The sequence below is a fragment of the Flavobacterium daemonense genome, from assembly GCF_007341385.1.
Classification (GTDB): domain Bacteria; phylum Bacteroidota; class Bacteroidia; order Flavobacteriales; family Flavobacteriaceae; genus Flavobacterium; species Flavobacterium daemonense.
This window is the reverse complement of the sequence record NZ_VJYD01000007.1, coordinates 161,091-174,827: the sequence shown is the minus strand read 5'-3', so window position 1 is coordinate 174,827 and position 13,737 is coordinate 161,091. Positions and strand designations below refer to the sequence as shown.

Below are 13,737 nucleotides of genomic sequence, written 5' to 3'. Positions count from 1 at the left end.
AGGATAATCTTATGTAAAAGGTTGGTTTGGATTAAAAATAATTTTCGTACAAATTACTAATTTATGTTCAAAAGCAGATCGCATTTTATATTTCCTTATTTTTGAAATATGAAAAAGCTGCTACTTTTCCTTTTAATTGTTCCAATGTACTGTTGGTCGCAATCTAATTTTGAAAAAGCAGAGAAATTATTTCAGTCAAAAAAATACAATGAAGCACAAGTAATTCTGGAAGGAATTGTGAAAAATAATCCATCAGATATTAAGTCTTTGGAATATTTAGGAGAGATTTCGGCACATCAAAAATCTTGGGTAAAAGGAGCTGAATATTTCAAAAAACTAAAAGAATTAAAACCCACAGTGGCTGATTATTTTTTTAAATATGGAGGTTGTCTGGCAATGCATTCGCTTGAAGTAAATAAATTAAAAGCGTTCGCAATGGTGGGCGATATGAAAGAAGCTTTTGAAAAAGCAATCGAACTCAATCCGAAACATGTTCAAGCGCGATGGGCACTGATTGAAATATATTTACAATTGCCTGGGATTTTAGGCGGGAGCGAATCGAAAGCAATTGGATATTCTAATGAATTAGCGCAATTTTCTCCCATTGATGGCTATCTTTCTAGAGGACGGATCGACGAATATTTCAAAAGATATGATTTGGCCGAAAAAAATTATAAAAAAGCGCATGAAATTGGCAATTCAAAAGTCACATTTCAAAAATTATATAATTTATATTTGAACAAATTAAAAGACACAAAAAAAGCGCAGGATTTAAAACGAAAATTCGAAGCTTAACATAAAAATCTTAAAACTAAATTCTGAGAAATAATTGGAATTTGTCCCGATAGTTTCGGAATTAATAATTGAAATTTAAATGAAAACACATTTCATCGCGATAGGCGGAAGTGCAATGCACAACTTAGCATTGGCATTACATAACAAAGGATATCAGGTTACAGGAAGTGACGATGCTATTTTTGAGCCATCAAAATCAAGATTAGAAAAAAAAGGAATTCTTCCGGCTGAATTAGGATGGTTTCCTGAAAAAATTACGGCCGATATCGATGCAATCATTTTAGGAATGCACGCAAAGGCAGATAATCCAGAATTGCTGAAAGCTCAGGAATTAGGATTGAAAATTTATTCGTATCCAGAATTTTTATACGAACAATCTAAAAATAAAACGCGTGTTGTAATTGGTGGTTCTCATGGAAAAACTACAATTACTTCGATGATTTTGCACGTTATGCATTATCATAATATAGCTGTAGATTACATGGTAGGAGCTCAGCTTGAAGGGTTTGATACGATGGTTCATCTTACCGAAGAAAATGATTTTATGGTTCTTGAAGGTGACGAATACTTATCATCACCAATTGACAGACGCCCAAAATTTCATTTATATCAGCCAAATATTGCGTTGATTTCGGGAATTGCGTGGGATCATATTAATGTGTTTCCAACATATGAAAATTATGTAGAGCAGTTTGAAATTTTTATTCAAAAAATTACAAATGGCGGTATTTTGGTTTACAATGAAAATGACCCAGAAGTAAAACGTGTTGCCGAAGCAGCTACAAATCCGATACGAAAATTAGGATATTCAACTCCAAACTATACAGTAAGCGACGGTGTGACTTTGTTGGAAACTCCTGAGGGCGATATGCCAATTGAAGTTTTTGGTGCTCACAATCTAAATAATTTAGCTGGGGCAAAATGGATCTGCCAAAATATGGGTGTTGATGAAGCTGATTTTTACGAAGCAATTGCTAGTTTCAAAGGAGCGTCAAAACGTTTAGAAAAAATTGCGGAAGGAAAAGGAAAAGTGGCTTACAAAGATTTTGCGCATTCGCCTAGCAAAGTTGCTGCAACCACAAAAGCCGTAAAAGAGCAATATCCAAACAGAACATTAGTTGCTTGTTTAGAACTGCATACGTACAGCAGTTTAAATGCTGAATTTTTGAAAGAGTATGAAGGTGCGCTAGAATATGCTGATGTAGCGGTTGTTTTCTATTCTCCAGATGCTGTAAAAATCAAACAATTAGAAGAAGTGACTTACGATCAGATTGCTAAAGCATTTAATCGTGAAGATCTTATAATTTATACTAATCCTGCTGAGTTCAAAGAATATTTATTTAATTTGAATTTAGATAATTCGGCACTTTTATTAATGAGTTCTGGAAATTACGGCGGATTGAATTTTGATGAAGTAAAAGGATTGATTGAGTAAAATTAGTCAATGAGATAATTAGATAATGTGTCAATTGCGTTGCAGTTGGCACATTTTTTTTTAATTATCAAATTGTCTAATTGGCACATTTTGTAATTGTTTATTTTTTTGAATGATTTTTCTTTCTTTTTAATATATTCGCTTCTTAGAAAAATCATTTAATTTATGGAAGAAACTCATTTCCCAATTACAAATTGGTCGGAAGACGATAGGCCACGCGAAAAATTAATGCTTAAGGGGAAAAGTGCTTTGAGCGATGCTGAGTTGATCGCAATTTTGATTGGTTCAGGGAGTCGAAATGAATCGGCGGTTGATTTGAGTAAAAGAATTCTGAAAAATGCAGAAAATTTGAACGCCTTAGGTAAAATGTCCTTATCTCAATTAATGAATTTTAAAGGAATAGGGGAGGCGAAAGCGATTACAATTATTGCCGCAATGGAACTAGGGCGCCGGCGCCGGGCAGAAGATACAGTCGAATTGATGAAAATTACTTCGAGCAAATTAGTTTTTGAATTAATGGTCCCTATTATCGGCGAATTGGCTCATGAAGAATTTTGGGTACTTTTTCTGAATAATTCTAATAAAGTGATTTCAAAGTCTCAGTTGAGCAAAGGCGGTATTACAGGAACGATTGTTGACGTTCGCTTGGTTTTTAAACTGGCACTCGAAAATGGAGCTACTGGCTTGATTTTGTGTCATAACCATCCTTCGGGGAATTTGTCTCCGAGCGAAGCGGATAAACAGGTTACAAAAAGAATAAAGCTTGCTGGGGAAAGTTTAGATGTTAAAGTTTTGGATCATTTGATTATTACTGAAACAAAATATTATAGTTTTGTAGATGAAGGAATTTTTTAAATTATGAATACCACAATTACAGATGTTTTTTTTGATTTAGATCATACGCTTTGGGATTTTGACAAAAATTCAGAAATGGCTTTTGATCGTATTTTTAAGAGTAAATTTCCGGAAATAAAAACGGAAGATTTTATTGAAAAATATATTCCTATCAATCAATCTTGCTGGAAGTTATATCAAAACGACGAAATAACGCACCAAGAACTTCGTTACAATAGATTAAAGTTTTCATTTGATGCTTTGAATTATGAAATTTCAGATGAAAATATCAACGAAATAGCCAATCACTATATTGAGTTTTTAACAGATAATAATCATCTTTTTGATGGTGCTGTTGAGGTTTTAGAATATTTGAAACCAAAGTACAGACTTCATATTATAACAAATGGTTTTGCGAATGTTCAAGATAAAAAGATTAAAAACGCATCGCTTTCGGGTTATTTCAATACCATTACAAATTCTGAATTAGCGGGTGTAAAAAAACCAAATAGTATTATCTTTGATTATGCTGTTAATTTGGCAAAAGCATCAAAAGAAACAAGCATCATGATTGGAGACTGTTTAGATGCGGATGTAAACGGAGCTTTAAATGCGGGTCTTGATGCTATTTTCTTTAATGAAAAAAAAATTGATGTCCCTCAGAATATTAAACAAATAAACCATTTATTAGAACTTAAAAAATATTTATAATGATGAGAATTAAATTTTTACTGACTGCACTTTTTATTTCAATTATTGGATTTGCTCAATCTGCACAATCTGGGCAGTCTGTTAATGATTACAAAGCAGTTATTGTGCCGTTGAAATATGATTTTTTAAAATCAGATAATCAATATAGAATGGCAACAATCAGCAAAGGAAATTTGACAAAAGCTGGTTTTCAAGCTTTTTATGCAAATGAAGAGCTTCCTGCTGAACTAGCAGATCGTTGTCAGCTTTTATATATTGATGTAAAAAAAGATAACGCGTTTTTAGTAACTAAGCTTTTTATCGAATTAAAAGATTGCTACGGTAAAGTAGTTTATACCTCAGAAGTGGGTAAAAGCAAAGAAAAAGATTATGAAATAGCTTATAGAGAAAGCTTAAATATGGCTTTTATCTCGGTAAACAACCTACATTATAAGTATAGCGGTAAAACTATTGCGCCAAATCCTAGAGCAGGTATGGTTACTGCTGCTCCGGTTGCAGTTGCTGCTGCGGTAACACCAGCGGTTCAGCAAACTGTAAATGCAACTCCTGTTGCTGATGTGGCTGATCCAAATTTACTTTACGCACAACCAACTGACAACGGATTCCAGTTGATTGACAAAACACCAAAAGTGGTAATGAAATTATTGAAAACGTCACGTCCAGATTCATTCATCGCTATCAAAGATGGTGTTCAAGGGACTTTAAATGCAAAAGACAATCAATGGTTTTTTGAATATTATCAAAATGATAAATTAGTTTCTGAAAAAGTTTCAGTTAAATTCTAAATATAAAATCTGGTTTTAATAACCATATTTATCTTTCCAACGGTTCTTTAAAAATTCGCGGTTGCTGTTCTCTCGAGAATTGTTTCCCGGTTTGTAAAGAACCGTTTCTTTTATGGCATCGGGTAAAAATTCCTGTTCTGCAAAATTATTGGCATAATCATGTGAATATTTATAATCGTCGCCGTATCCTAGTTCTTTCATTAATTTAGTCGGCGCATTTCGCAAATGAATTGGAACTGGAAGATCTCCAGTTTGTTTTACTAATTGCTGCGCATTTCCAATTGCCATATACGAAGCATTGCTTTTTGGAGAAGTCGCCAAATAAATAGCGCATTGGCTCAAAATAATTCGGCTTTCAGGATAACCAATAGTCGTTACCGCCTGAAAAGTATTATTTGCCATTATAAATGCCGTTGGATTTGCATTTCCGATATCTTCGCTGGATAAAATAAGCATTCTTCTGGCAATAAATTTTACATCTTCACCGCCTTCAATCATTCTAGCCAGCCAGTAAACCGCTCCATTTGGATCGCTTCCTCGAATTGATTTTATAAAAGCTGAAATAATATCGTAATGCTGTTCACCGGTTTTGTCATACAAAACGGTATTTTGCTGTACTAATTCAAGAACGCAATCATTTGTAATTGTAATTTCGTCGCCTGCAGAAGCGTTAATTACAAGTTCGAAAATATTCAGCAATTTTCTGCCATCTCCGCCAGAAAGTCGGAGTAAGGCTTCCGTTCCCTTTAAAATTATTTTTTTTGATGCTAGATAAACGTCAGTTTTCATTGCGCGATGCAATAAGGCTTCTAAATCATCTTTGTTAAATGCATTTAAGATATAAACCTGACAGCGGGATAATAATGCGGGAATAACTTCAAAACTTGGATTTTCTGTAGTAGCGCCAATAAGTGTTATCCATCCTTTTTCAACGGCGGCTAAAAGCGAGTCTTGTTGTGATTTGCTGAAACGATGAATCTCATCGATAAACAAAATAGGGTTTTTGGCAGTAAATAAGCCACCGCTTTGTTTTGCTTTGTCGATAACATCTCTAATGTCTTTTACACCAGAATTTATGGCGCTTAAAACGTAAAATGGACGTTTTGATTCTTGTGCGATAATTTGTGCCAGAGTCGTTTTTCCTGTTCCCGGTGGTCCCCAAAAAATTAAAGAAGGAATAATTCCTTTTGAAATTTGTTGTGTCAAAGATCCGTTAGGGCCAACTAAATGACTCTGACTTACATAATCTTCTAATTTTTGTGGGCGAATACGCTCGGCTAAAGGTGCTTCCATTTTGTAAAATTACTATTTTTTAGTTTTAGATTTTGTCTCTTAAAAGTTAAAACAAATGATTCAAGTAAGGATTGTTACAATCTGAGACATGTTTTATAATATGACAAATTATCAGTAAATTAGATTTGGACAGTTTTTTGATGCCAATAATTGAATTGATTTTTTAAAACATGAACGATAAAGATTTTAAATTTTCTACTGCAGTAGTTGGACTTCCTGTTTTTTTTGTCCTTTTTTTATGGATTATTTATTGGTTTCAGATTCGCTTCGATTTCGACTTTTACCAAAACGGAATTTATCCAAGAGATTTTTCTGGTTTGCAGGGTGTTTTATTCAGTCCTTTTATTCATGAAAATCTTGAGCATCTTTATAATAATTCGATTCCGCTTTTAGTTTTGCTTGCAGCATTGCAGTTTTTTTATCCTAAACAAACAATTCCTGTAATTGGTTACGGAATTTTATTTTCTGGTTTGATTACCTGGATTATTGGCCGAGAGAATTATCACATTGGCGCAAGCGGATTGATTTATGTTTTAGTGAGTTTTATTTTCTTTAAAGGGATTCAAACAGGCTATTATCGTTTAGTTGCGCTTTCACTTTCTGTGATTTTATTATATGGTGGTATGATTTGGTATGTTTTTCCAGATGTTGATGCGACGATTTCTTGGGAAGGGCATTTGGCTGGATTCATTACAGGTTTTGTTTTGTCGTTATTTTATCGAACCCCAGAGTATACAAAGCCAATTGTTTATGATTGGCAACGTCCAGATTTCAATCCAGATGAAGATCCTTTTATGAAGCATTTTGATGAAAACGGAAATTTTGTAAACACTCCAATTCCGGAAGAAGAGGAGGGAATTGTCTCTTATTTTAGTTCTGATTTTCCAGTATATTATACAGTAACTAAAACAGAATCAGAAGATAAATAAGAGCAAGTTTATTTCGAGATTAAAAAAACGGTACTTTTGTTTTGAATACTCTAATTTTATTTAACTAGTTATGAAGAAGATTGGATTTGTTTTTGTCGTTTTGTTTCTTTTGGTAAATGCCAAAGCAATAGCGCAATGTGATATTAAAAATAGAATATTGGCCGATGGTTCAATGGTGTATTATTTTGATCCGGAAGTATTTTATACAACAAAATCAAAATCTTTAAAAATTAATATAGTGACGGATAAAGAGCATTATTTTATTGCATTGCAGCCAACACCATTTCCGCCAAAAAAAGAAGGGAAAAAAATCAAGGACGATTTGGTAATGCATTTGGCAGATAATAAAATGTATACTTTGAAACATTATGACACCCAGTATATCAAAAATGACTCAATAATGCAGGTTTTATATCTGATTGATGATAAAGATCTGGATTCGTTCTCTAAATTTGAAGCCGTGGTTGCTGAAATTAGCATGAAAGGAACCGATTTTGTTCGTGATTATACTTTTAAATTGCACAAACGAGCCATTATAAGACAGCTTGCCTGTTTTTTAAAAGAAGATGAAAAGTAGTTATTGGTCTTCAGGTATTGGTTCATTTTTGTGAAATAACTTTTTATCCAGGGTCTTAAAAAGATTGTTGAAAGTTAATGTCAATGATGCGGCATTTACGGTTTGATTTCCCTTATTTCTTGGGAGATATTCATTAGCATAAGTTAGTTCAACCTGAATGTCATCAGTAAATAAATATCCTGCTCCGATATTAAATCTATTTCGGTCAAAAAAACTTTCTCCGGTTACTTTTGATCCAGTTTTGAAATAAAGTTCGTCTGAAGCAATTGCATAAACAACACCTTCTCTCAAAATTTTACTGTTAAGCGGTTTTAGATATTTTATTTGCTGACGATAACGAATTACATTGTCATAATTTCCATCTTGGTCTCGCATGTGTCTCAATTCAAGTCTCATTCGAGTGCTTAAAGTGTAGCCTGTTTTGTGAAAATAATAAATTCCCTGCAATGCAAATCTCCATTCTGGTGATTCAAACTGACCAATCTCTGGAACATCTTTATTATGATTGTACGCTAAAAATGAAGAAAGTTTCCAACGTGGTGTCAGGTAATAATGTCCCCAACCTCTTATTGAACGTTGAGTATTTTCTTGAAAAATATTAGGAGAAGATTCTGTGCCGCTATAGGCAGCTCCAAGATTTAATTCAACAGACCATTTTTCATTAAGAGTTTTGTTGAATTGATATTCGCTCCAAAACTGATTGTAAGTGGTGTTTTGTCCATAAAAAATACTTGTAATTAAAAAAATTACAAGTATTAAATAATTCCTTTTAGATATGTTTTGATGAGCATTTTTTGAAGACATTCATTTTGTTATTTATGAGTCATCTTAATTCTCAATTTTTTATCCTCTTTGGCGAACAGTTTCGTATAAAAAAGCTCCACAAGCCACAGAAACATTTAAAGATCCTATAGAACCAAACATTGGAAGTTTAGCTTTCTCGTCAACAATTTTTAAAACAGAAGGATTGATTCCTCTATCTTCAGAGCCCATTATAATGGCGATAGGTTCGTTTAATGTTATATCATAGATATTTTGATCCGTTTTTTCAGTTGCAGCAACCGTTTTGATTCCAGAACCTTGTAAATAAAATATAGCATCTTTAATGTGCTCAACTTTGCAAATAGGAACGTTGAAAACCGCACCTGCAGATGTTTTTACCGTGTCACCGTTTACTGGAGCTGATCCAGCTTTTTGAATAATGATTCCGTTTACCCCAGTACATTCAGCGGTTCTGATGATAGCACCAAAATTACGTGCGTCAGAAATCTGGTCTAAGATTAGAAACAATGGTTTTGAGCCCGATTCAATTGTTGATTCAACTAAGTGTTCTAGTTCGATAAATCCAATAGGCGATATTGTCGCAACAGCACCTTGGTGATTATTTGGAGTAAGACGATTTAACTTTTCAACCGGTACATATGAGAAATTAATGTTGGCGCGTTTCATCACTTTCATTAAATCTTTCATTAATTCTCCAGAAATTTCTTTTTGTATAAATACCTTGTCAACTTCCTTTCCTGCCTGAATTGCTTCTATAATGGCTCTAATTCCAAATATTTGATGTTCTTTTTCCATGATGCAAATATAGGTATATTGTTTATATAAAAAAAAAACCACTCTGAATGAACAGAGTGGTTTTACTATTAAGTTTTTCGGTATAAAATTAGAATTTATCCCAGAAAAGTTTTGTAGTCAATAAGTCTCCACCGATTGCTGTTGAAGCAGCTTTCCAGTTTGTGCTGTTTACTTGTTGTTCAAGAACAGGGTAAGTCATTCTTACAGGAACTTTTCCACCAGCGTTAGTAATCGCTGTAGCAGGTGCCAATAAAACTGGGTAGTCTAATCTTCTCCAGAAATTCCAAGAAGTTAAAGCTTGATTGTACATAGCAACCCAAGCTTGTTCTCCAATAGATTTTTTCCAGTTTGCAGCGTCATATGGATGAGCAGCTAGGTAAGCGGCAGCTTGTGCATCTGTACCGCCCCATTCTGTAATAGAAGTAGTAACCGCAGTATCATAAGCTGCAGCAGCTGATCCTGGAGTCCAACGAGCATTTGCCTCAGCAATGTAGAATGCAACTTCAGTGTAGTTTAATAAAACACCTGGAGTAGTTTCAGTATAAGCGAAATTTGCTATACGAGAAAAAACACGGTAACTTCCTGGTGAACCAATTATTTGACCTTTGTATACACCTGAACCATCAGCCGCTAATTTGTAATATTTACTAATTCTTGGATCAGAAGACGCATTCATGTAGTCAACTAGTGTTTTTCCAGCAATGAAGTCATTTCTAGTAGACAAGTTTTCGTATAATGGGTTGAAGTTTGGTGATTCACTTCTATAATTGAATTGAGCGTTGTCATCAGAAGATTTCATTACACCAGCAGCGATGGCAGCTTGCGCTGTAGTTTGTGCTAATGTAGGGTTTGCGTCTGCAATTGCAATTCCAAGTTTCAATTTTAAAGAGTTAGCAAATGTGATCCATTTTGCAATATCTCCGTCATAAATATTCTCTCCTTCATCAAAGCTACCGAAACCTACAGCATTGACGTCTAAGTTAGCAAGATCTTTATTGATTCTTGCAATTAAATCTTGATAGATTGTAGCTGCATCATCGTAAGCAGGCAATGGGTATTTGTTAAGATCTGCAGCTTGTGTGTAAGGAATATTTCCAAAAGTATCTACTAAAATTTGATACGTGTACACTTGCATGATGTCGATCATTGCTAGCTGATTTTTTTTGTTAAGTTCCCATCCTGGAGCTTCAGTAATGGTAGGTACATATGCATTGATGATTTCTTTAGCTTTACCTAAATTATTCAATACGTTTACGTAATTATCTCTATAGATTTGGTTTGAAACGTTACGGTTTGTAAAGTCGTAGTTACTTTCATTAACATAGATTGTTTCTTGCCAATATTGCATCGTTAATCTGAAATTATTCTCATTTACGTTAGGAGTATTTACATAATCACTTAACTCTTTTTGAGCATAATTTACAAGCGATCCAGGTACGGTTGTGTACGCACTGTTTGGATCTGTGTTTATATCGTCACTAACACAGGCTGTCATTGACAAACCAATTGTTAGTATTGCTATTATCTTTTTCATTTTTTTTTAGAAATTTAATTTGACGTTAAAAGAAATATTTCTTGCAGTCGGCATTGGTCCAGATTGCCATCCTTGAGTGTTTCCTGAAGACAAACCAGCTTCTGGATCTGAGTAAGGTAGGCTTTTGTCAATGATCCATAAATTGTTTCCAATTACGCTAAATGAACCTCCTTTAATTGATTTTCCTAATATACTTGATGGCAAGTTATAAGTTAAAGCTACCTCTCTTAATTTTATAAATCCAGCATCGTAAACATATTCTGCTGCAGGAGGGTCAGTATTTAAAACTTGACTTGACTGATCTCTTCTTAATCTAATGTCGTTTTTAATGTATTGTGGTTGAGTACCTCCTGGCGTGTAAGCCGGATTTGCCTTAACACCATCTAATATAACTCCACCACCATTAGCGATAGTGTTTCTTATTGGGTTTCCTAAATCGTTATTTCCAACAGAGTTTTCGTAGATACCTGTTCCGTAACCATAGTATTGATCAAGTGAGAATACGCTTCCACCTTTTTTCATATCAATTAAGAAACTTAAAGAGATGTTTTTGTAAGCGAATTTGTTGTTGATACCGCCAATCCATTTTGCTTGGTATGTTCCTAAGTTATTGTCAGTAGTTGTAGATACTAGGTAAGCACCATTCGATCCGATTACTTTATTTCCAGAAGCATCTCTTACATAAGTTGTTCCCCAGATTGAACCATAATCTTTGTGAAGTGGAGCATTAATACTTACACCACCTTGAAGAGTGTTAATTTGGATGTTCTCAATACCAGGAGCTAATTCTGTAACTTGTGTGTTAGGATTAGACCAGTTTACAGAAATATCCCATGCGAAGTTTTCTGTTTTAACAGGAGTCAAGTTCAATGTAACCTCAAATCCTTTTGTTGTTAATGTACCAGCATTTAAGTTGTTAAAGCTTGATCCGGTAGCTGTTGATACAGGCAATGGTAAAATTTGGTCGTAAGCTTTGTTTTGGAACCAAGCTACGTCAAAACCAAGTCTGTTGTTTAAAAATTGCATATTAACCCCTAACTCGACGTTGTCTAATTGTTGTGGTTTTAAGTTTGCATTTTTAGCCGTTGTATTGTAAGCATAAGATGGTGTTCCAAATGGAGTTTGTGCATTATATGTGTTCAAAAGCACGTTCGCTTGAGTGTCAGAACCTACTTGTGCATAAGCAGCTCTGAATTTTCCGAAATTAATCCATTCAACATCTTTTAACCAATTTGAGAAAACAACACTTCCAGATATTGCAGAATACCAATATGCATTGTTGTCTGCAGGAAGAGCAGAAGATTGATCTCTTCTAACAGAGCCTTCTAAGTAGTAAGTTCCTTTGTATCCTAATGTTGCTTGTGCAAATAAACCTAACACTTCTTTTCTTGTTTTAACCGTTCTAGGTAATGTTGGAGCAGATTTTGAGTTAGAAATTGTATACAATCCTGGAATATATAATCCTCCTGAAGTTGTTTGTTGCTCAGAAAAGTTATTTTGTACGTTGTAGTTAGTACCTAAAATGAAGTTAAGGTTTAAATCTTCAGTTAGGTCTTTTTTGTAAGTAGCCAAGAAATCATAGTTTTGCTCGCTAAAATCATAAAGATCTAATGCATAACCAGAAAACTGTGGTGGCTGATTTAATAAGTTTGGATTAGATCCAATAGCATTAGGGTAAGAACCAACAGCGATTCTACTTTCAGTTGTCATGTTGAATCCGTCAGTACCCATTCTACCCATTAAGCTGATGTTTTTGTTTACATCATAAGTAATACTTGCATTCGCAGCAAATCTCTTTCTACTATCATTGTTGTAGTTTTCGTATCTTTGGAAATATGGGTTATCCCAGAAAGCAGGAGTTAAATCATCTGGACCATTTATGTTCCAAGTGTAGTTTTGTCTGCTTTTGAAATACAAATCTTTTTGTTCTTGAAGGTCAACGTTCGTTGGCCACCATTGTCTGAATCCAGCGATTTGGTTACCTCCGTATCCAGTAGTGTTTCTGTTTCTTGTGTTTTGAGAAACATAAGTAGCATTAAATGTAGAACTTAACTTATCGTTGAATTTGTAAGTAGAAGTTGCATTGAAGTTGTTTTTGCTTAATAAAGCATTAGGCAAAATGTCTCCTGAATTTGTGTTAGAGTACGTTAATCTGTAAGTAGCTTTGTCTGTACCACCGCTTCTTGCGATGTTGTTTACAGTTGAAGTACCTGTTTGGAAAAATGTAGAAGGGCCGTTTTTAGCCATCTGCCATGGAGTTTGTTTACCAAAATTTGGTGATCCTGGAGTGAAAGCATCATATTGCCAAACTAGTTCACCAGTATATTTTGGACCATAAGAAGCGTCATCACCAGTCGAAGCCATTTTTTGTCCATTGTAATCACCCCAGCTGCTTTCTCCAACATAACCTTCACCATATTGAGTTTGGTATTTAGGGAATGTTTTTTTGTCCATTGTAGACATAGTATAAGAAGAAGAAATTTCAACTGACATTTCATTTCTTAATTTACCTTTTTTAGTAGTAATGATGATCGCACCATTTTGAGCTCTAGATCCATAAAGAGCTGTTGCAGCAGCACCTTTTAATACGTTGATGTCTGCAATGTTGTTTGGGTTGATATCTGATGCAGCGTTACCGTAGTCATATCCGCCTCTACCACTTTTTTGGTCAAGACTGTTTACGTTGCTGTTTAAGATTGGCACACCATCAACTACAAATAAAGCCTGGTTGTCTCCCAAAAGTGATTTGTAACCTCTAAGAACCACGTTAGTAGATCCTGCAAAGTTAGTACCTTGAGTTACGCTAAGACCAGCAACTTTTCCTGATAAGTTGTTAACAAAGTTTCCAGTTGGAACTGTTGATACTTGGTCGCCTGTTACTTGTTGTGCTGAGTAACCAAGAGATTTTTTCTCTCTTTTAATACCTAATGCAGTTGTTACAACAACTCCTTCAAGTTCTTGTGCAGCTGCTGCTAATTTTACGTTTAATGAAGTAGAACTCGCAGTTACTTCTTGGGTTTTCATACCAATGTAGCTAAATACCAAAACTTGGCTTGATGATGCTTTGATAGTATATTTACCATCAAAATCAGTTTGCGTTCCAGATTTTGTTCCCTTAACTAATACACTAACACCTGGCAAAGGCATTCCGGCATTGTCAGAAACAGTTCCTGTAACGGCTCTTTCTTGCGCAAAAGTAAGTTGCGCCATTAGTACTAATAAAAGCACTAAGAATCCATTGAACTTTAGTTTCATTTTTAAATATT

Annotated in this window: 12 protein-coding genes; 7 read left to right on the top strand and 5 right to left on the bottom strand. The window is 34.4% G+C overall.

The annotated features are described in order from the left end of the window. The first annotated feature begins 108 nt into the window (after nucleotides 1–108). From FND99_RS11290 to FND99_RS11270, 5 genes are all read left to right on the top strand, one after another. A complete protein-coding gene (locus FND99_RS11290) occupies nucleotides 109–795 on the top strand; it encodes a tetratricopeptide repeat protein (RefSeq protein WP_144338072.1) in 687 nt (228 codons plus the stop codon). Between the two features lie 79 nt (nucleotides 796–874). After that, nucleotides 875–2,230 carry a UDP-N-acetylmuramate--L-alanine ligase gene (locus FND99_RS11285; protein WP_144338071.1) on the top strand — a complete coding sequence of 452 codons (1,356 nt, stop codon included), beginning with the start codon at nucleotides 875–877 and terminating at the stop codon, nucleotides 2,228–2,230. Between the two features lie 165 nt (nucleotides 2,231–2,395). Further along, nucleotides 2,396–3,085: a RadC family protein gene (gene radC, locus FND99_RS11280; protein ID WP_144338070.1), complete on the top strand. Its 690-nt coding sequence runs from the start codon at nucleotides 2,396–2,398 to the stop codon at nucleotides 3,083–3,085. A gap of 3 nt (nucleotides 3,086–3,088) precedes the next feature. Beyond that, nucleotides 3,089–3,775: a YjjG family noncanonical pyrimidine nucleotidase gene (locus tag FND99_RS11275; RefSeq protein ID WP_144338069.1), complete on the top strand. Its 687-nt coding sequence runs from the start codon at nucleotides 3,089–3,091 to the stop codon at nucleotides 3,773–3,775. A gap of 2 nt (nucleotides 3,776–3,777) precedes the next feature. Then, a complete protein-coding gene (locus tag FND99_RS11270) occupies nucleotides 3,778–4,560 on the top strand; it encodes a hypothetical protein (RefSeq protein ID WP_144338127.1) in 783 nt (260 codons plus the stop codon). 15 nt (nucleotides 4,561–4,575) lie between these two features. Here the strand turns inward: FND99_RS11270 and FND99_RS11265 are convergent, their stop codons facing one another. Continuing rightward, nucleotides 4,576–5,853, bottom strand: a complete 1,278-nt coding sequence (locus FND99_RS11265) for a replication-associated recombination protein A (protein WP_144338068.1) — start codon at nucleotides 5,851–5,853, stop codon at nucleotides 4,576–4,578. A gap of 170 nt (nucleotides 5,854–6,023) precedes the next feature. Here FND99_RS11265 and FND99_RS11260 point away from each other — a divergent pair, with 170 nt between their 5' ends. Further along, nucleotides 6,024–6,782: a rhomboid family intramembrane serine protease gene (locus tag FND99_RS11260; protein ID WP_144338067.1), complete on the top strand. Its 759-nt coding sequence runs from the start codon at nucleotides 6,024–6,026 to the stop codon at nucleotides 6,780–6,782. A 70-nt stretch (nucleotides 6,783–6,852) separates the two neighbouring features. Then, nucleotides 6,853–7,359 (top strand): hypothetical protein, encoded by a 507-nt coding sequence (locus tag FND99_RS11255; RefSeq protein ID WP_144338066.1) that lies wholly within the window; start codon nucleotides 6,853–6,855, stop codon nucleotides 7,357–7,359. Here the strand turns inward: FND99_RS11255 and FND99_RS11250 are convergent, their stop codons facing one another. The 4 genes from FND99_RS11250 to FND99_RS11235 all read right to left on the bottom strand — a co-directional run bounded on the left by FND99_RS11250 (nucleotide 7,360) and on the right by FND99_RS11235 (nucleotide 13,726). After that, nucleotides 7,360–8,163 carry a DUF2490 domain-containing protein gene (locus tag FND99_RS11250; RefSeq protein WP_144338065.1) on the bottom strand — a complete coding sequence of 268 codons (804 nt, stop codon included), beginning with the start codon at nucleotides 8,161–8,163 and terminating at the stop codon, nucleotides 7,360–7,362. It lies immediately after the preceding gene. Nucleotides 8,164–8,202: 39 nt separating this feature from the next. Then, nucleotides 8,203–8,937: a 23S rRNA (guanosine(2251)-2'-O)-methyltransferase RlmB gene (gene rlmB / locus FND99_RS11245; protein WP_144338064.1), complete on the bottom strand. Its 735-nt coding sequence runs from the start codon at nucleotides 8,935–8,937 to the stop codon at nucleotides 8,203–8,205. An 88-nt stretch (nucleotides 8,938–9,025) separates the two neighbouring features. Further along, nucleotides 9,026–10,471, bottom strand: a complete 1,446-nt coding sequence (locus FND99_RS11240) for a SusD/RagB family nutrient-binding outer membrane lipoprotein (RefSeq protein WP_144338063.1) — start codon at nucleotides 10,469–10,471, stop codon at nucleotides 9,026–9,028. 6 nt (nucleotides 10,472–10,477) lie between these two features. After that, entirely contained in the window at nucleotides 10,478–13,726 is a 3,249-nt protein-coding gene (locus FND99_RS11235; RefSeq protein WP_144338062.1) for a SusC/RagA family TonB-linked outer membrane protein, read from the bottom strand. Between the last annotated feature and the right edge of the window lie 11 nt (nucleotides 13,727–13,737).